Source organism: Enterococcus sp. AAFC-DPL-5146 (assembly GCF_058216635.1).
This window is the reverse complement of sequence record NZ_CM177103.1, coordinates 1,404,212-1,420,898: the sequence shown is the minus strand read 5'-3', so window position 1 is coordinate 1,420,898 and position 16,687 is coordinate 1,404,212. Positions and strand designations below refer to the sequence as shown.

Here is a 16,687-nt window from a genome sequence, read left to right as displayed (position 1 = left end):
TAGTTTATCATAAATCAGCACGGAATACGGCGTTCACTATCTAACAAAAAAAGCCTCTTAATTAAAAGAGAGCTTTTTTAAAATTCTGTAACTAAATCAACTGTATCTGTTTTTTTAAATCGTTCCAAAACGATTTAACGGCCATAAAACGAACTTAACATCACCTGATATGTTTGCCTTACTAATGAACCCAATCATTCGTCCATCCTTAGAATTTCGACGATTATCTCCCATTACAAAGTATTCGCCTTCTGGGACTTTCTTCTGGCCAGTTACCTCACTTAATGTAAAATCAAGTGTTAATGGCAAGCCATCCGTCACTTCACTTTTGAATTGATCAAGATAAGGTTCTTTTACTTCTTTACCATTGATGTATAAAATATCATTTTTATACTCAATTGTATCCCCAGGCAAACCAATTACTCGCTTAATGTAACTCTTTTTGGGTTCATCTGGAGCTGGGAACGTCACGATATCATAGCGCTTGATTTCCGTATTTTTTAGTGCAATCACGCGTTCACCATCCGCCAAAGTTGGATCCATTGAATGTCCCTTAACCACAACAGGCGTAAAGACAAATTCTCTCAATAAAAGTAAAACCACAGCTAGACCGATAAAAAACAGTATGGTATGTAATAACTCTTTAGATTTCAAACTCATTCCTCCAAAAAACTTGCTTTATATATTTTACCACAGACAATAGAAATTCTACAGGATTCTTTTCTTTTTACCTAATTTTTTAAAAGATCTCTTAATAATTGTACCAATTCAACCTGTAAACAATGAATTATTTGTTCTAACCAATAACTTAAATCTCAATGAATTCACAACCAACTCTGAAATGTTGCAATACATAAAAAACTCTTTTCCTAAATACTTAAACTATTATATAGAAAAATCATTCTTTATTACTTATATCGGAGAAAAATAGATGACTGTGGAAGCAACATTTGATAAACTGTAGGAGAATATGATTAAAGGAGGATATACATCATGTTTATTTCATTCGGTATGTTTATTGGTTTGATTCTGCTGACGCTCATTATGATTGCATTAATTATTTATTTAACATTTACCAGCGGAAAAAATACTAACTTACGACATATAAAAACTCAGCAAGCAGAGGAAGCTGCTAAAGAACGACTTGCTAATAATAACGATCCATCACAACTGTCAATTCACTCAGAACACGATACGTCAAATCAACAAAACGACTTCATACAAGAATCAGAGGCAATAGATACGTCAGAGGATGACCATTCTTTACATGTTCTCCCATATCCTAAAGATAACAAATTCCAATAACAAAAAAAGACAATATTTATGTCTAAATATAAATATTGTCTTTTTTTTGTATTAAAAAATTAAATAATTATCGTTATATGTGATACTATCCATAAAATTTGACTTTAAAGCGTTCTATTTCTATAATTTGAAAAAAGATAACTAAAAGGAATGATGAAATGGAATATACATTGAATGAAAAAAGCAAAAAAAAAATTCAGCTTTTCACTGAGCTATTGTATAGAGAAAATGAAGAAATTTCCTTTTCTTATTTACAAAATTTCCTAGACATTTCTTTGAGCACCTTAAAGCGATATTTCCAAGAACTCGCAGCAGATATAAAAACCAATGAACACCTTCAACATGTAATATTAATAAAAAGAACAGGCGGATATTTAATTCGAAATCATTCCGCTCATGATATGGATTATCTGGTTATTCGTCTACGCCTCAAATATTTTGAACAATCACTACTATTTAAAATATTTTTAGAACTTATGCTGAATCATTACAATTCTGTAGAAGATTTAGCTGAAAAATTATATGTCAGCCCACCACATATATACAAAAATATTAACATACTAAATGCTGAGTTAAAAAGATATCCCCTAAAAATAGTTTTTCATCCTAATACTAATTTTCAAGGAAAAGAAAAATACATCAGAATGCTGAACTTTTATTTCTTTTGGGACGTTTACAGAGGAATCTCTTGGCCATATAACTTTCCAAACATGAAGCGCTTTTCAACAAGCGTTGATTTGACAAACTTGGAAACATCTTATCCTGATTCAGTAATAAAACGTTTAGAATTTATGGTTGGTTTGTTTATGGCTAGACAAACAAAGCATCCTATCCGTTTACCAAAAAAAATCAAAGAACTATCAAAACACTTTACAACAGCTAATGAAATTTCCCATCTGGTAGAACCTTTTCTTTCTTCTGAGGATGAAATTCTATTTTTTAATTTGATTGCTAGATGCTATATTTCTGAAATAGACACATTGCAAGATAAAATCAGACTGTATGACTCATTTCCAAGATCCTTGCCACTAATCAAAGCCTGCGACTCATTAATAGAAGAATATGAAAAAGAAATCTACCTTGGTTCTTCTATGGATAAAAGTCAAAGAGCCACCATCTTTTACTATGTATTGATAGGCATGATACAATCAACTTATTTTTCAATTAGTCCAGTCCAATTTTTCAGAGCTTCATTTATTGATGATAATCACACTAAACTTTCAATAAAAGAAAATAAAAAAATTCATCAAGTGTATCATAATTTTAAAGAAAAACATCCTGACTTTCCTGTGCCCGATTCCTGTGATTCTGGAATTTGTGTTTTACTAACTGTTTTAACCGAAACTTTTTCACCTCCCACTCTATCAGTATATATTCAATATTCTAAAAATAATATTGGTACAGTTTACATTAAAAATAAACTACAGACGATTTTTAATCCTAAATCAATACAAATAACAGAGTGTTTAGCAGAGGCTGATCTGGTTATTATCGATTGTTTTGAGCCAAGAAATGAACAAAAAAAACAAAAGGTTTTCTACATTTCAGATGTTTATGATGAACAAACATGGTACGAATTATTTTCTTGCATTCAAATGATTTTTTTCAAATTAAATAAAGGGATTTCTTAAGAATCGTTAAAAGAACTTAAACTACCATTTATAAAAATAAAATACCGCCGAGTAGGATTTTGAAAATCCATTCGGCGGTATTAGTTTCGCTCATCTTAAATATTATATTACAGACGTGCATTCAATTCTTTTGCTAAGTCTTCAAAGCCAGGTTTACCAAGAAGTGCAAACATGTTTTTCTTGTATGCTTCTACACCTTCTTGATCAAAAGGATTCACACCATTTAAATAACCTGAAATCCCAACTGCAATTTCAAAAAAGTACATTACATAACCTAATGAATAAGCATCCATCGCAGGAATTTTTACGATCATATTCGGCACACCGCCATCTGTATGAGCAAGTAAAGTCCCTTCAAATGCTTTTGTATTTACAAAATCAATCTCTTTTCCTTGTAAATAACCTAATCCATCCAAATCTTCAGTTAGTTCTGGAATCGAAACTGTGTGACGTGGCGTTTCAACTTTAACAACTGTTTCAAATAAATTACGCATTCCATCTTGAACATATTGACCCATAGAGTGCAAATCAGTAGAAAAATCTGCTGCTGCTGGGAAAATACCTTTTTGATCTTTTCCTTCTGATTCCCCAAAAAGTTGTTTCCACCATTCAGAGAAATAGTGCATTCCTGGTTCATAATTGATCAACATTTCGGTTGTCTTACCTTTACGGTATAAAATATTTCTTAACGCAGCATATTGATATGCTTGGTTTTTACTTAAGTCAGTTGTTGATGCGTATTCCTTACGTGCATCATTGGCACCTGTCATCAATGCATCAATGTCACCACCACTAACTGCAATCGGTAATAAACCAACTGGAGTCAATACAGTGAAACGTCCACCAACATCATCAGGAATCACAAATGTTTCCCAACCCTCAGCATCAGCTTCAACTTTAACAGCCCCTTTAGCACGGTCAGTTGTTGCATAGATACGTTTATTCGCTTCATCTTTACCATATTTTTTAATCAATAACTCTTTAAATACTCTAAATGCGATTGCAGGTTCTGTAGTTGTCCCAGATTTAGAAATCACATTTACAGAGAAGTCACGATCACCAATAACGTTGATCAAATCAGCCAAATAGGTTGAGCTGATACTATTTCCAGCAAAAAATACTTGTGGTGCTTTTCTTTCGTCTGCTGGTAATAAATTATTAAATGAATGATGTAAAAATTCAATTGCTGCTCTAGCACCTAGATAAGAACCGCCAATACCGATTACAACTAAAACTTCAGAATCAGATTGAATTTTCTCAGCTGCTTTTTTGATACGAGCAAATTCGTCTTTATCATAATTTTCTGGCAAGTCGATCCACCCAGTGAAATCACTTCCAGCTCCAGTTCCTTCTCTCAATGCTTTGTCTACTGCGGTCACTTGTGTTTGCATGTATTCCAATTCGTGATCAGCAATAAATGGGGTCAACTTAGAATAATCAAATTGAATGTGTGACATTCCTTCTCCTCCTTGAAATTAAACTTAATACAGTATCTACTTTACGTTCTTTTTCTGCTTTTTTCAAGCAAATTATTACTGTATGTACCAATTTTCTTTTTTTTCATTCTATATGCATAATTTATACGATAAAAATTGACAGAAAAAAAGAAAGAATGATTGTAATAAGCTAGATCATAATCACTCTTCTTTAATCCTCAACAATATCTTCAATTTTATTCTACTGGAAATACGCTCTCCGTTTGTCTAGACTAAGCCTTGACTAAGCATTGCTTTAGCAACTTTTTCAAAACCAGCAACATTTGCACCTAAAACAAAATTATTAGGCGCTTCATATTTAGACGCTGTATCACGGCAAGTTTCATAAATATTTTTCATGATATCTTCCAGCATGCCATCAACTTTCTCAAATGACCAAGATAAACGTTCTGAATTTTGACTCATTTCTAAAGCTGAAACAGCTACCCCACCGGCATTTGCCGCTTTACCAGGACAATAATGAACTCCAGCTTCGTCTAATACATGAACTGCATCTAAAGTACAAGGCATGTTTGCTCCTTCAGCAACGATTTTTCCGCCATTTTTCACTAAGCGTTTCGCTTGTTCCTCATTGATTTCATTTTGAGTAGCACAAGGCAAAGCGATATCATAAGTTACATCAAAATCCCAGACTGATTGGCCATCATAGTACGTAGCATCTTTGTGAGTATCTACATATTTAGAGATCCGTTCACGATTTTTTTCCTTCAACTCTTTGACTAATTCAACATCAATACCATTTGGATCATAAATAAAGCCATTTGAGTCAGAACATGTCAGAACAGTTGCACCTAACGCTTTTGCTTTTTCCATCGCATAGATAGAAACATTTCCGCTACCTGAAACAACAACTTTTTTACCTGCAAAAGAATCATTTGAATCGGCCAACAGATGTTTTACAAAATAAACACAACCATAGCCTGTCGCTTCTGTTCTTGCTTCACTCCCCCAATAGCCTAATGGTTTCCCTGTTAAAACCCCTGCATCATAGTTTCTCAAACGTTTATATGTGCCGAATAAGTAACCAATTTCTCTTGCACCAACACCAATATCTCCTGCTGGTACATCTGTACTTGGTCCAATATGTTTTTGAAGTTCAGTCATGAAACTTTGACAAAAACGCATAACTTCTGCATCTGATTTCCCTTTCGGATCAAAATCACTTCCGCCTTTGCCTCCGCCAATCGGCAAGCCTGTTAAACTGTTTTTAAATATTTGCTCAAATGCTAAAAATTTCATCACACTTAAATTCACGCTAGGGTGAAAACGCAAGCCGCCTTTATAAGGTCCAATCGCAGAATTATACTGTACCCGATAGCCACGGTTCACACGCCAATTCCCTTGGTCATCTTGCCATGGAACTCTAAACTGCAAAATTCTTTCAGGTTCAATCAAAACGCCTAGAATATTGGCTTTAATAAACGTTGGATTTTCTTTTAAAAACACCTCAACTGTAGGTAAAAATTCGTCAATGGCTTGCAAGTATTCTACTTGCCCTCGATCGTTTTCATGAATCTTCTTTTGAATTTCTTCCACGTACTGTTTTGCTTCCATTTAATCACCCTCTCATCGTTATAATCTTATTTTAACCTAAATTCAGAAAATTTCCACAATTTTTTACTATAAATTGCAAAAAACACCGAAAAAGTTTTCAAAATTGTGTTAAACTACCATTGAAGTGGAGGAGAATTTATGAAATCATTCGATGTTATTGTAGTCGGGGCCGGTACTAGCGGTATGATGGCTGCTATTGCAGCTGCTAAGGCTGGAAGTAATACATTATTAATAGAAAAAAATAAACGTGTAGGTAAAAAACTCTTATTAACTGGTGGCGGGCGTTGTAACGTGACCAATAATCGTCCAGCAGATGAAATTATTGCCCACATTCCTGGAAATGGGAAATTTTTATATAGTGCTTTCTCGCAGTTTAACAATTACGACATTATGGAATTTTTTGAATCCAATGGCACCCATTTAAAAGAGGAAGATCATGGACGGATGTTCCCTATCACAGATCGTTCTAAGACGATCGTAGAAACCTTGTTTAATCAATTGGAGAAACTTGATGTAACGATTTACACAGAAGCAAAAGTAGAAAAAATCCTACGCAAAGAAGAGCAAGTCATCGGAGTCGCCTTAGAACATGAAAAAATTTATGCTCCCTGTGTCATTTTAACGACTGGCGGCCGTACATATCCTTCCACTGGATCAACAGGTGATGGCTATAAGCTCGCTAAACGATTAGGTCATACTATAAGCCCGTTGTATGCTACAGAATCTCCAATTATTTCTAATGACGATTTTATTAAAGATAAAACATTGCAAGGACTTTCTTTACAAGACGTTTCACTTTCAGTCTTAAATAATAAAGGCAAAGTGGTTGTTGAACATCAAATGGATCTCTTATTTACTCATTTTGGAGTCTCTGGACCGGCTGCTTTAAGATGCTCCAGTTTTGTTAATCAAGAATTATCTAAAAATGAGCCCCATCCTGTTGAGTTACGGCTAGATATTTTTCCTCAAAAAACGGCTCTGGAACTAAACAGTGAGCTTAAAAGAAAACTTGTAGATCAACCGGAAAAATCCCTAAAGAACGCTTTAAAAAACCTTGTTCCTGAGCGTCTATTAGATTTCGTCTTAAATAAAATTGATCTTTCTGAGATCCAATCCAAACAAGTCTCAGACCAGCAACTTGGACTGCTCGTTGAACACTTAAAGTCTTTTGAGATAACCGCAGAAAAAACATTACCTATCGAAAAGTCTTTTGTAACCGGCGGAGGAATTTCCTTAAAAGAGGTTCAACCGAAAACGATGGAAAGTAAATTAGTAAATGGCTTATTCTTTGCAGGTGAGCTGCTAGATGTTAACGGATATACTGGTGGATACAATGTCACTGCAGCTTTTGTCACTGGACATGTAGCTGGAACTCATGCAGCAAGTATTGCTGAGTATACTTATTTACCACCATTAGATTAAGCATCAGGTTTCGTTCATTATTTAACAAACATACTCCTGTATAGATTCATTTTAGTATGAATCTATACAGGAGTATGTTCCTCTTTCTGACTAAGACCTTAGCAGGATAAAATTTATAGAATAAATAAGTCTTTAGCTTGATTCTTTTTTTTATCAATCATGTGAAAATAGTTTAAGGAGGTAGTTATAATGAAAATTAATTTAAAACGACAAACCACATGGGGCTGTGTACGTCATTTCACTGTTTATAAAAATGGTCTTTACCAAATAAAATTATTTAATAATATTCCTATCGAATTGGAAACCAACATTGGTGATACCCTTGAATTTAGGGAAGGTCTTTTTCGATTTTCTCAAAAAGTTACTATAACTCCCGAAACTAAAGAAATCGTTATTACTAATACAAATCAAATTAAGCGCTTATTTTCTTTATTTATCATTCTGTTTTTAGCAATTTCATTGCTTAGTCTTTCTATTGATTCTTTAAAAATATTCTTATTAACTGAATTATCTGCGTTTCTTATTTTGAATCATTTGTTTCGTTATCGTTCCTATACCTTTAGTATTGAGCCTTTTGACTCATTATTAAGTGACAATTCTTGCATAGAAATATACTAAATAAAAGCTCTATAAATCCAGTTATGAATTTATAGAGCTTTTATTTTTTTACGAAGTAATTTTCGTTTCATCGGATGCTATAATTCTTTTTCTGAAAAAGAAACATCTAATATATATCCAATTGAGCGAATTGTTTTCACTTGAGCTGGCGAGTTTTTTAAATCAGCAAATTTCTTTCTCACATGTGATACTAAATTACATACTCGATTCTTTTGAACCTCACCAGTGTTACTAGACCACACACCTCTGTATATATCTTCATATGTGACAGTCTGATTCTTATTTTTATATAAAATTGACAATGCCAAAAATTCTTGTCTTGTTAAATCAACTTCATGCTTTTTATTTACTAATACACATGATTTTTCTGGGATAATTTCAAAAGAAGACTCTTTCTCCTTCTTCTTAACTGTTTCTTTTTTTATTCTTTTTAAAATATTTTTGACAATCAAATCTAACTCGTCAGGTTCTTCTGAGAAGATACCGTCTGCTCCTAATTTTAAATAAACCATTCGCGAGGTGAAAATCATTTGATCTTTATCTGCAAGAATAAGAATGTAGATATCAGAGATTTTTCTAATTTCCAACAATAATTCGCATATATTGGTAAAATTTAATTCAACACTTTCTTCTATTATAAGTATATCTGATGAACCTAAATCATCTAGACAAACTTCTTCTAATAGGTCAAGTGAGCATTGTTGGTCTAATTCCAATGTTTTATAGTAGTTATTTTGAGGTGGTCTTGATGAAAGATAACCTATGCTGTACATATACATTTCTCCTATATATAAATTTTATGTTGCTTAACGAATCTATATTTTTATTTTTTTCTAACCCTATTTTGTTTAGATTTATTATTACTTACTTGGCTTTTTTGACTTTTTTGTTTTTTTCTCTTTCTCTTAGCCGCTTCAGCTTTTAGTTTTCTTCTTTTTAATCGTCTTTTTTTACTAATATATTGGCTAAATAGAAAAGTTATAACCATTAATACTATAACTCCAGCGACGCCTCCGATAATATACCATTTTGTATTATCTACTTTTAATTCAACTGCTTTATCATTTAATTCTTTAGCTTCTTTTTGATTGATTTCAAAATCTTTGGACCATTTCCATTTCTCTGATCCGCTAGCAACATTCATGTGCAATGTATACTTTCCAGCTTTAAATTCTTGATTTTGCCAATTGATTCCATAATTAAAATTAGAATTTGGTGCCATACGAAGACCAGCTTTTTTTTGCTCAAACATAGATTCCTTACTGTCTTTTTTAGTTACGCGGACATCCACTTCCATATCTTGAATAATTACAGGTTGTGTATTTTGGATATTCGCTTTCAGAACGTTTCTATAGTTTACTTGAGAAGGCTGTATTTTTCCTAGCTTCAAATCTGGAGTTATCACATTGTCATTTTCTCTTATTAAAACGCCAATAGCAAAAGCAAATCGATTTTTGATTTGCACACCTGAATCATCTTTATTTTCGTTGGCTTTATCCTCTTTCTCAGTAAAATGAAGTCCACCTAAAATCACACCATCTAATTCTTCATCTGGCATAGTCACTTTTACTTTTAGTGTTTTTGAACTTTTTGCAGGTATTGTCGTTTCATTTTCTACCTCAGTAATGACAGAAAAAGGAGCTTTTAAGGTTTCATCTATTTTAGGCTCTGCATTGCTATAATCAACAATTCCATTATCATTAGTAACCGCTGTGTTTGCATGATTTTCAACCGTTACTTCTTTATCTAAAGGATTATTCATCAACACTTCTAATTCTTGTACTTGACCAGGTTTCATTTTCAAATCGAAATAGGTCTTTGTTTTATCTATTTGATTTTCTGGAATGATGGCCGTTACGGAAAAATTCATTGTTCCGTCTTGTGCTAAGGCTTGTAGCGGAGCAAACCCTATCATGATGATTAATAGTAATAATGGTACTATTCGCTTATTCATTACTTGCATTTCTCCCAACTTGCTTATGTTTGATTTTATGTTATTACATTATTTTTATGTAAGAATCAATGCAGCAGAATATTGCTTTTGCTGCATTGATTGGGTATCTTAGTTCTTTTAGTTTTCTGCTGGAGGAGTTGTTGGTGTTGTTGAAAGTGTCCAAGTAATTGTAGATTTGTATTCTTCATTCGGATCTTTCTTAGAATCAGCAGGAACATGAAGTGTAACGTCAGTATTTTTTTCTACACCCACTAAAGAAGCTTTTGGATCTTTACTAAATATAGTTGACCATGAACCCATTCCTTGATCAGCTTTTGCTTCTGCAAGAACTTGAGCATCTTTAGATAATGTTAGATTTGAGTTAAGTGTAGTTGGTTTAAAATCTTTTCCATCAACTGGTTTAACAGCTGTAACAAAATTAGCATTTACTAGCGTCAAAGTAGCTTTCAAATCAGCTTTTGGATCTTTTGTTCCATTAAATGGAGTTGCAGTAACACTTAATGTCCATCCTTCATTCGTACCTCTGTTATCTGTTACTTGTACATAATGAGGAACAAGTTTTTGTTGAACAGGCTCTGTTACATTGCCTTTTTCATCTAGTGAATTAACTTTCAATAAATCTGGATGATAATCAGCAGCGTTACCTGACATTGTTACTTCACCAAACTTAAAATTAGGTGCAAAATCAATTCTTAAAGGTCCTTTAGTACTTTCTGAACCTTCACCAGGATTAGGTTTAACTCCATTACCATTTGGATTTGTTGGATCGATAGTATTTCCGCCGCCAGTAGCAGTATCTCCTTCTGATTTAAATTTTACTGTTGCATCTGTAGTTGGTGCTGCTACTTGATCTGCAAAAGCTGGTGAAGCTGCTCCTAATACAAATGTACTGATTAATAACGTTGAAGCGATTCTTGTTGTCTTTTTCATAATTAACTTCCTCTTTCTTATTGTTCATTTTGTGTTTTTTACTTCTATCTTTTTCTGTGTGTGTTATTTTTAAGGCGCTTGCTCTGGAGTAACATCTGAGCCTGCTGGCGCATCAACTAATGTCCATGTTAATACTGTTTTATATGCTACATTTGCTACTTTTGCAGTTTTACCAGGAATAGATAATGACACGCTATTTTTTCCTTCTTCATTAGTATCTCCTAATGAATAGTGCCAAGTTCCCATTCCTTTACCAGCAGCAGCTCGAACCACTGAACTAGCAGCTTCACCTGGTACAAATGTTTTCTCAAGTCCTTCTGGCGCAGTATCTGCTCCTTTTTCACTTGACTTCAATTTAGGGTTGCTAAATACTAATTGAGCGCCTGTAAGTTCTGAAACTGCACCTTTTTCATCTTTTGCTTTGAATTGAGCATCTTGTTTTACTTGTAATTCCCAACCAGCGTTTGATCCACGGCTATCTGTAACTTGAACGTAGTTTGGTACTTCTTTTGGTGTTTCAATCCCTACTAATTTAATTTGTGCTAACTTGGCGAAATAAGTTTTGTCGTTACCAGAAACTTTATAGCTGCCAAAGTTAAGTTTGCTAATGTAGTCAATTGTTAGAGGTCCAACCATTCCTGTTTCGCCTTCATTAGGTGATTCAACTTCTTCACCACCAGGTCCTGTTGGTTTTGTTGGATCTGTTTGATTTTGAGTAAATGAAATTTCAGCCTCTGATTTAGCTGGATCTTTAATTGTCATTGGCGGTTTTACTTCGTTGCCTTCGCCTTGTGTTTCAGCAAAAGCTGCTGGTGTTCCTAGTAACAAGCTCGCAAATGTTACCAGTCCTGTAGTAGTTAGTGTTACGTTCTTTTTTGATATCATGTTTTTTCCCCTTTAATTTAAATTGGTGTATCAATCAACTCCCAAGATAAGGAAGTTGTATAGTTACCTTTTTTTTTCTCTGTTGTCCCTGGAACACTGACTTGTATGCTTGTTTTACTTTCTTCCATATCTTTACCAAACATAACCAGCCACGTTCCTTTACCAGTAGTTTCTGTAGACCTGGATATTTCGGCCGGTGCTCCGCTTTCAGGATCCAAATGGATAGTTTCTGCAACGATTGGTTTCTCTCCTTTGTTTGGAGAAACCAAAGTGATGTTTTTTAACGATATTTCGGCTCCTTTTAAAAAATGATTTCCATTCCTAAGTTGTCCATTTTGCTTAATCGTTAAACGCCACCCAGAATTTTTTCCTCGATTGTCAGTTAACTGAATAAAGTTTGGTACCTCAGATTCAGAACCGTCATCATTTTTTTGAATCCTTGTTAATTTTGCATAATAAACATCCGTTTTTTTTGAACCATCATGTTCCCCAAAAATAACATGAGGTGCAAAATCAACACTCAAAGGTCCTGAAGTTCCTGGTTGGACAGGAAATTGTGAAACAATTTCTGTTGGATTATCAGGTTTTAACGGATTTAAAGGTGGTGTGATATCGGTATTTTCTGTGTAAGAAATTTCCGCCTCAGATTTAATACCCGCTATTGAATAGGCTGATACAACATTTGCCTCCATACTAGTCCCGGCTAGTAAAAGAGCTAGAAAAACAATAAATTTTCTTATAGTTTTTTTCATTTTCCCCCCCCTTTTTTTATTATGGTCCATTTTTAGGTATCCACAGTATTATTGGGATAAGTATTCTTTGTTTTAACCGACCGTGTATTAGCACAACATAAAAAAATCATTCTTTATCAACCAAAAGTTAGCTACTATTATTAGGATCTCTTTATGGATCTGGTAAATAGAATTCTCTTCCCCAATAGACTTCTATTAATCAACAATAAAAAGTCGCAAGTAACCACTTATGCTAATACTATATGCTCTTTACTACGTATTATTTGTAGGTAGAACATAACTTTGTCAGATAAAATAAAGTTACTTCTAAAATTCTCACCTCCTATTTAAAAGCATTTTTTTAAATGTACGGAAGGCTTTAAATCTAAATGTAGCAAAAATAACGATTAAAATTATAAAACCTAAAAATATGTAAAGATAATTATTTTTAGAACCTGTACTTGGTAACAATCCTGTAATGCCAGATTTAACAGTTTTTATTATTCCTGTTTCAGGTAATTGCGACTTATCTTGTGATATAACGCTACTACTTTCTAATGTCGAATACGTGCTACTTTCTGATGTTGAATACGTGCTACTTTCGCTTGTAGTACTCGAACCACTACTAGTTACCGCATCCACGTCACCATTAAAAGTTAAACCAATCTCAGTGTCGTAGTTTACAGCTTGGGATTCATTAGATAATTGAAACAAAGATATAACCAAAAAAACAATACTAAGGAAAATAACCTTTTTATATTTCATAGTACCCCCTATTCATCCTCCATCTTTCCTTTACTTAAAAAAATGTTGATCGTATATTTAACAAATATAATATAGATATATTAAATAAATTTTCGGAGAATTTGATTAAATTTTTTCCTATTTCATGTCACTTTATTATCATAAATCATAAAGATTTATTTTTAAAATCCAAAACTGGTCACATTTTGATCCTCTTTTAGATAAAATAACAAAAAACTGATTAGAGAGATCTTCAAAAACAACTTAAAACTAACTATAAATAACAAATTTAAAACAAATATTCTTTGTTTTATTCCATACTTCATTGACTTTGTTTTTTTTCTACTCTATAATTCCACGGAAAACAACTAAACAAAGGACGTAAATACATGGACTTTTTTTTAAATGATAAAAACAAAAAAAAATTAGAACTTTTTAAAGAATTAATTTCCAAAGATGGTGAAAAAGTTTCCTTCAATTATATTCAAAATCATTTAGATATTTCTTTAAGCACTTTAAAAAGATATTTTTATGAATTAGAAGTAGATATTCAAAAAAATGAACAGTTACATATGATTATTTTTGAAAAATTTACTGGAGGTTTTCAACTAACTAACCTTACAGATTATCAAATTGACTATCTTGTTATTCATTTAAGACTCTATTATTTAAATGAATCTCTACAATTTAAAATAATTTCAAGTATTTTTACTCGAAATTACACAACTGCGGATGAATTAGCTGATAATTTATTTGTCAGTATTCCTTACCTATATAAACAAATCAATATGTTAAATGAACAACTTAAAGATTTTCATATTAAGATCGTTTTCCAATCAGATGAAAATTTATGTGGTGATGAGAAACATTTAAGAATGTTTTGCTTTTACTTCTATTGGAACGCCTATCGAGGAATGATTATTCCTTTTGAATCTGAACTCAGCTGTATATTTACTCGACCGGAAATAATAAAAAATCTGGAAAAGCGCTACTCAGCTTCAGTTGTTAAACGTATAAAATTGATGCTAGGTATTACTATCGTTAGACAGTATAAATATCCAGTAACGTTACCAGAAGAAATAAAAAATATATTAAAACCATTTTCAACATCAACAGATATCTCATCCATCGTTAAAGAATACTTCATAACAGAAGATGAGCATCTATTTTTTAACCTGATGCTACGAAGTTTCATCTCAGATATTGATTCTTCAGAAGAAAAAAACATTCTTTTTGATACTTTTCCAAGAACATCCTCTTTAGTTTTTTCGTGCGAACTATTAATAAACGAATATGCAAAAAGTTTTCATTCTAATGTTCCTATGACTCCAAAAGAAAAATCAAGCATTTTCTATTATGTACTAATCGGTCTTGTTCATTGTACTTATTTTGATATCAACCCACTCTACTTTTTCAGACAAGTGCTTATCAATGAGCCTAATAACACAGAATTTTTAAAGAAGTATATGAAAAAGCACCCTAAAAACTATCGTTTTTATAAAGATTTTAGAAAAAAACATCCTGAATTTGTCGTTGACCCGTCATTTAATTTTGGTATTTGTATGCTTCTGACTATTTTGACAGATATGTTTTTACTGCCTTCTGTAGCTATCTACATTCAGTATAGTAGCAACAATTTCGGTTCTGTTTTCATTAAAAATAGACTTTTAACACTTTTTAATCCTGAAACAATCAACTTCACAAACCAGTTAACTGATGCAGATATTGCTATTGTTGATAATTTTGAAGTTCATGAAGAAAAGGAACATCAAAAGTTTTTCTTTTTAAATAGTTTTCTTGATGAAAGAATGTGGCTTGAGCTAATTATATTTATCCAAAAAAATCTTTTAATTAATGATTGAACGATTAAATTTTTACATCATTCTAAAAAATAGTATTCAAAAAAAGACCGACGACAAACGATTCGGTCTTTTTTTGAATACTATTTAATTACTTTTCATTAATTCAGTAACATAAGCTACCGTATCTGGCTGCTCTTTTTCAATCTTAGCAATAGCCTCTGAGAAATTTGGAAGGTGATCTTTATGAGCAATCAATAATTCATCTAGTAATATTTTAGACATCGTCCCCCCTGGCACCAAAGGATTGATAGTGAACGCATGCAATGCAGCACCATAATCTCCATCAATAGCTGCGCGAATCACAGTTTCTTCCATTCCTTTCATTACTTGGATAATTCCTCTTGCAGCAGGTGGAAAGGCTCCCCAATTATATGGTTCATGTCCATGGGCTGTTACAGGACCTGAAACTTCAACAACACAGTCGTAAGGTAAATCTGTAATTGTTCCATTGTTTTCTGTAGAAACAACCATATCTGTTCGTTTATCATTATGAATCGATGCAATCAACTCACACGCTGCATCACTATAATGTGTACCACCACGTTGTTCTAACTCTTTTGGTTTGTAATCTAAAGTTGGATCTTTGTATAATTCAAACAAGCGAGCTTCAGTTTCTTTCACCACTTGCGCTCTTGTTTCACCTTTTTCAAACTCTTCGATTGAGTGTTTTAACATCTCATCTTCAATATAATAATAACGATGATAACCGCATGGCAACAATCCCAAATCTTTGATTTGTTCATAGTGAAAAGGCGCATTATGAATATTTTTCAAATGACTTTCTGAATCTTCTTGAGGTCCATAAATCAGGTCAATCAATTCTTGCGTTCTTTCTTTTCCTTCTTTGTCCCATACTCGATGCCAATGAAAATGATTGATTCCAGCAAATTTGAAGAATAGATCATCTTCTGGAATTCCTAGTTTTTCAGCAGCTTGCTTTCTATGCCCAATCGGCACATTACATAAACCAGCAGTTTTTTTCCATCCACCATGTTTAATTGCAGCTTCTGTAACCATACCAGCAGGATTTGTAAAGTTTACTAACCAAGCATCGGGACATAACTCTTTCATGTCTTTAATAATGTCAAGAATGACAGGAATCGTACGAAATGCTTTAAACATTCCGCCTGCTCCATTTGTTTCTTGCCCTAAAACACCATGTGATAACGGAATTCGTTCATCTTTGATTCGTGCATCTAACAAACCTACACGAAATTGTGTGGATACAAAATCTGCATCTTTTAAGGCAGCACGACGATCTAATGTCAAATGAACCTCCCAATCTAACCCAGCAGCTTGAACCATTCGCTTTGCCATAGCGCCAACTGTTTCTAATTTTTCTTTTCCAGCTTCAATATCGACTAACCAAATTTCTTTAATTGGTAATTCGTCTTTTCTTTTGATATATCCTTCAATTAATTCCGGTGTATAGCTTGAACCCCCACCGATTGTTGCGATTTTCAATGCATTTCTTGTCATGTGTTTCCCTCCTGATTTTTTGTTCAGAATACGTTCTGACATCGATTACATTTTCATAATAATCTGTGGGAATGTT

At 33.0% G+C, this 16,687-nt stretch carries 15 protein-coding genes; 5 read left to right on the top strand and 10 right to left on the bottom strand.

Annotated elements, in window-relative coordinates:
* Positions 1-114: 114 nt before the first annotated feature.
* Positions 115-660 carry a signal peptidase I gene (lepB, locus tag AC4BB2_RS06385; RefSeq protein WP_490474594.1) on the bottom strand — a complete coding sequence of 182 codons (546 nt, stop codon included), beginning with the start codon at positions 658-660 and terminating at the stop codon, positions 115-117.
* Between the two features lie 333 nt (positions 661-993).
* On the opposite strand from lepB, the gene AC4BB2_RS06380 reads away from it, so the two are divergent.
* Positions 994-1,305, top strand: a complete 312-nt coding sequence (locus AC4BB2_RS06380) for a hypothetical protein (RefSeq protein ID WP_490474593.1) — start codon at positions 994-996, stop codon at positions 1,303-1,305.
* A 158-nt stretch (positions 1,306-1,463) separates the two neighbouring features.
* Positions 1,464-2,936 (top strand): helix-turn-helix domain-containing protein, encoded by a 1,473-nt coding sequence (locus AC4BB2_RS06375; RefSeq protein ID WP_490474592.1) that lies wholly within the window; start codon positions 1,464-1,466, stop codon positions 2,934-2,936.
* Positions 2,937-3,043: 107 nt separating this feature from the next.
* On the opposite strand, the gene AC4BB2_RS06370 is transcribed toward AC4BB2_RS06375, so the two are convergent.
* Both AC4BB2_RS06370 and gdhA read right to left on the bottom strand, forming a co-directional pair.
* Positions 3,044-4,393 (bottom strand): glucose-6-phosphate isomerase, encoded by a 1,350-nt coding sequence (locus AC4BB2_RS06370; RefSeq protein ID WP_490474591.1) that lies wholly within the window; start codon positions 4,391-4,393, stop codon positions 3,044-3,046.
* A 246-nt stretch (positions 4,394-4,639) separates the two neighbouring features.
* A complete protein-coding gene (gdhA, locus tag AC4BB2_RS06365) occupies positions 4,640-5,986 on the bottom strand; it encodes an NADP-specific glutamate dehydrogenase (RefSeq protein WP_490474590.1) in 1,347 nt (448 codons plus the stop codon).
* Positions 5,987-6,124: 138 nt separating this feature from the next.
* On the opposite strand from gdhA, the gene AC4BB2_RS06360 reads away from it, so the two are divergent.
* Both AC4BB2_RS06360 and AC4BB2_RS06355 read left to right on the top strand, forming a co-directional pair.
* Positions 6,125-7,408 (top strand): BaiN/RdsA family NAD(P)/FAD-dependent oxidoreductase, encoded by a 1,284-nt coding sequence (locus AC4BB2_RS06360; protein WP_490474589.1) that lies wholly within the window; start codon positions 6,125-6,127, stop codon positions 7,406-7,408.
* A gap of 189 nt (positions 7,409-7,597) precedes the next feature.
* Positions 7,598-8,026 carry a hypothetical protein gene (locus tag AC4BB2_RS06355; RefSeq protein ID WP_490474588.1) on the top strand — a complete coding sequence of 143 codons (429 nt, stop codon included), beginning with the start codon at positions 7,598-7,600 and terminating at the stop codon, positions 8,024-8,026.
* 77 nt (positions 8,027-8,103) lie between these two features.
* Here the strand turns inward: AC4BB2_RS06355 and AC4BB2_RS06350 are convergent, their stop codons facing one another.
* The 6 genes from AC4BB2_RS06350 to AC4BB2_RS06325 form a co-directional block, all read right to left on the bottom strand.
* A complete protein-coding gene (locus AC4BB2_RS06350) occupies positions 8,104-8,799 on the bottom strand; it encodes a winged helix-turn-helix domain-containing protein (RefSeq protein ID WP_490474587.1) in 696 nt (231 codons plus the stop codon).
* Between the two features lie 50 nt (positions 8,800-8,849).
* Positions 8,850-9,980: a WxLIP family cell surface protein gene (locus AC4BB2_RS06345; RefSeq protein WP_490474586.1), complete on the bottom strand. Its 1,131-nt coding sequence runs from the start codon at positions 9,978-9,980 to the stop codon at positions 8,850-8,852.
* Positions 9,981-10,097: 117 nt separating this feature from the next.
* Positions 10,098-10,910 carry a WxL domain-containing protein gene (locus AC4BB2_RS06340; RefSeq protein WP_490474585.1) on the bottom strand — a complete coding sequence of 271 codons (813 nt, stop codon included), beginning with the start codon at positions 10,908-10,910 and terminating at the stop codon, positions 10,098-10,100.
* Positions 10,911-10,979: 69 nt separating this feature from the next.
* The gene (locus AC4BB2_RS06335) at positions 10,980-11,795 is read right to left on the bottom strand and encodes a WxL domain-containing protein (protein WP_490474584.1); all 816 of its coding nucleotides are present in this window, start codon (positions 11,793-11,795) and stop codon (positions 10,980-10,982) included.
* Between the two features lie 17 nt (positions 11,796-11,812).
* Entirely contained in the window at positions 11,813-12,547 is a 735-nt protein-coding gene (locus AC4BB2_RS06330) for a WxL domain-containing protein (protein WP_490474583.1), read from the bottom strand.
* A gap of 315 nt (positions 12,548-12,862) precedes the next feature.
* Entirely contained in the window at positions 12,863-13,291 is a 429-nt protein-coding gene (locus AC4BB2_RS06325) for an LPXTG cell wall anchor domain-containing protein (protein ID WP_490474582.1), read from the bottom strand.
* Positions 13,292-13,659: 368 nt separating this feature from the next.
* Between AC4BB2_RS06325 and AC4BB2_RS06320 the strand changes: the two genes are divergently transcribed.
* Positions 13,660-15,132 carry a helix-turn-helix domain-containing protein gene (locus AC4BB2_RS06320; protein WP_490474581.1) on the top strand — a complete coding sequence of 491 codons (1,473 nt, stop codon included), beginning with the start codon at positions 13,660-13,662 and terminating at the stop codon, positions 15,130-15,132.
* A gap of 84 nt (positions 15,133-15,216) precedes the next feature.
* Here AC4BB2_RS06320 and AC4BB2_RS06315 read toward each other — a convergent pair whose 3' ends face one another.
* Positions 15,217-16,611 carry a 6-phospho-beta-glucosidase gene (locus AC4BB2_RS06315; protein ID WP_490474580.1) on the bottom strand — a complete coding sequence of 465 codons (1,395 nt, stop codon included), beginning with the start codon at positions 16,609-16,611 and terminating at the stop codon, positions 15,217-15,219.
* Positions 16,612-16,687: the final 76 nt, after the last annotated feature.

What these genes read in the sequence shown, in the direction of transcription:
- lepB (WP_490474594.1), bottom strand. Translation starts at nt 660, where the DNA reads ATGAGTTTGAAATCTAAAGAGTTATTACATACCATACTGTTTTTTATC.
- AC4BB2_RS06380 (WP_490474593.1), top strand. Translation starts at nt 994, where the DNA reads ATGTTTATTTCATTCGGTATGTTTATTGGTTTGATTCTGCTGACGCTC.
- AC4BB2_RS06375 (WP_490474592.1), top strand. Translation starts at nt 1,464, where the DNA reads ATGGAATATACATTGAATGAAAAAAGCAAAAAAAAAATTCAGCTTTTC.
- AC4BB2_RS06370 (WP_490474591.1), bottom strand. Translation starts at nt 4,393, where the DNA reads ATGTCACACATTCAATTTGATTATTCTAAGTTGACCCCATTTATTGCT.
- gdhA (WP_490474590.1), bottom strand. Translation starts at nt 5,986, where the DNA reads ATGGAAGCAAAACAGTACGTGGAAGAAATTCAAAAGAAGATTCATGAA.
- AC4BB2_RS06360 (WP_490474589.1), top strand. Translation starts at nt 6,125, where the DNA reads ATGAAATCATTCGATGTTATTGTAGTCGGGGCCGGTACTAGCGGTATG.
- AC4BB2_RS06355 (WP_490474588.1), top strand. Translation starts at nt 7,598, where the DNA reads ATGAAAATTAATTTAAAACGACAAACCACATGGGGCTGTGTACGTCAT.
- AC4BB2_RS06350 (WP_490474587.1), bottom strand. Translation starts at nt 8,799, where the DNA reads ATGTACAGCATAGGTTATCTTTCATCAAGACCACCTCAAAATAACTAC.
- AC4BB2_RS06345 (WP_490474586.1), bottom strand. Translation starts at nt 9,980, where the DNA reads ATGAATAAGCGAATAGTACCATTATTACTATTAATCATCATGATAGGG.
- AC4BB2_RS06340 (WP_490474585.1), bottom strand. Translation starts at nt 10,910, where the DNA reads ATGAAAAAGACAACAAGAATCGCTTCAACGTTATTAATCAGTACATTT.
- AC4BB2_RS06335 (WP_490474584.1), bottom strand. Translation starts at nt 11,795, where the DNA reads ATGATATCAAAAAAGAACGTAACACTAACTACTACAGGACTGGTAACA.
- AC4BB2_RS06330 (WP_490474583.1), bottom strand. Translation starts at nt 12,547, where the DNA reads ATGAAAAAAACTATAAGAAAATTTATTGTTTTTCTAGCTCTTTTACTA.
- AC4BB2_RS06325 (WP_490474582.1), bottom strand. Translation starts at nt 13,291, where the DNA reads ATGAAATATAAAAAGGTTATTTTCCTTAGTATTGTTTTTTTGGTTATA.
- AC4BB2_RS06320 (WP_490474581.1), top strand. Translation starts at nt 13,660, where the DNA reads ATGGACTTTTTTTTAAATGATAAAAACAAAAAAAAATTAGAACTTTTT.
- AC4BB2_RS06315 (WP_490474580.1), bottom strand. Translation starts at nt 16,611, where the DNA reads ATGACAAGAAATGCATTGAAAATCGCAACAATCGGTGGGGGTTCAAGC.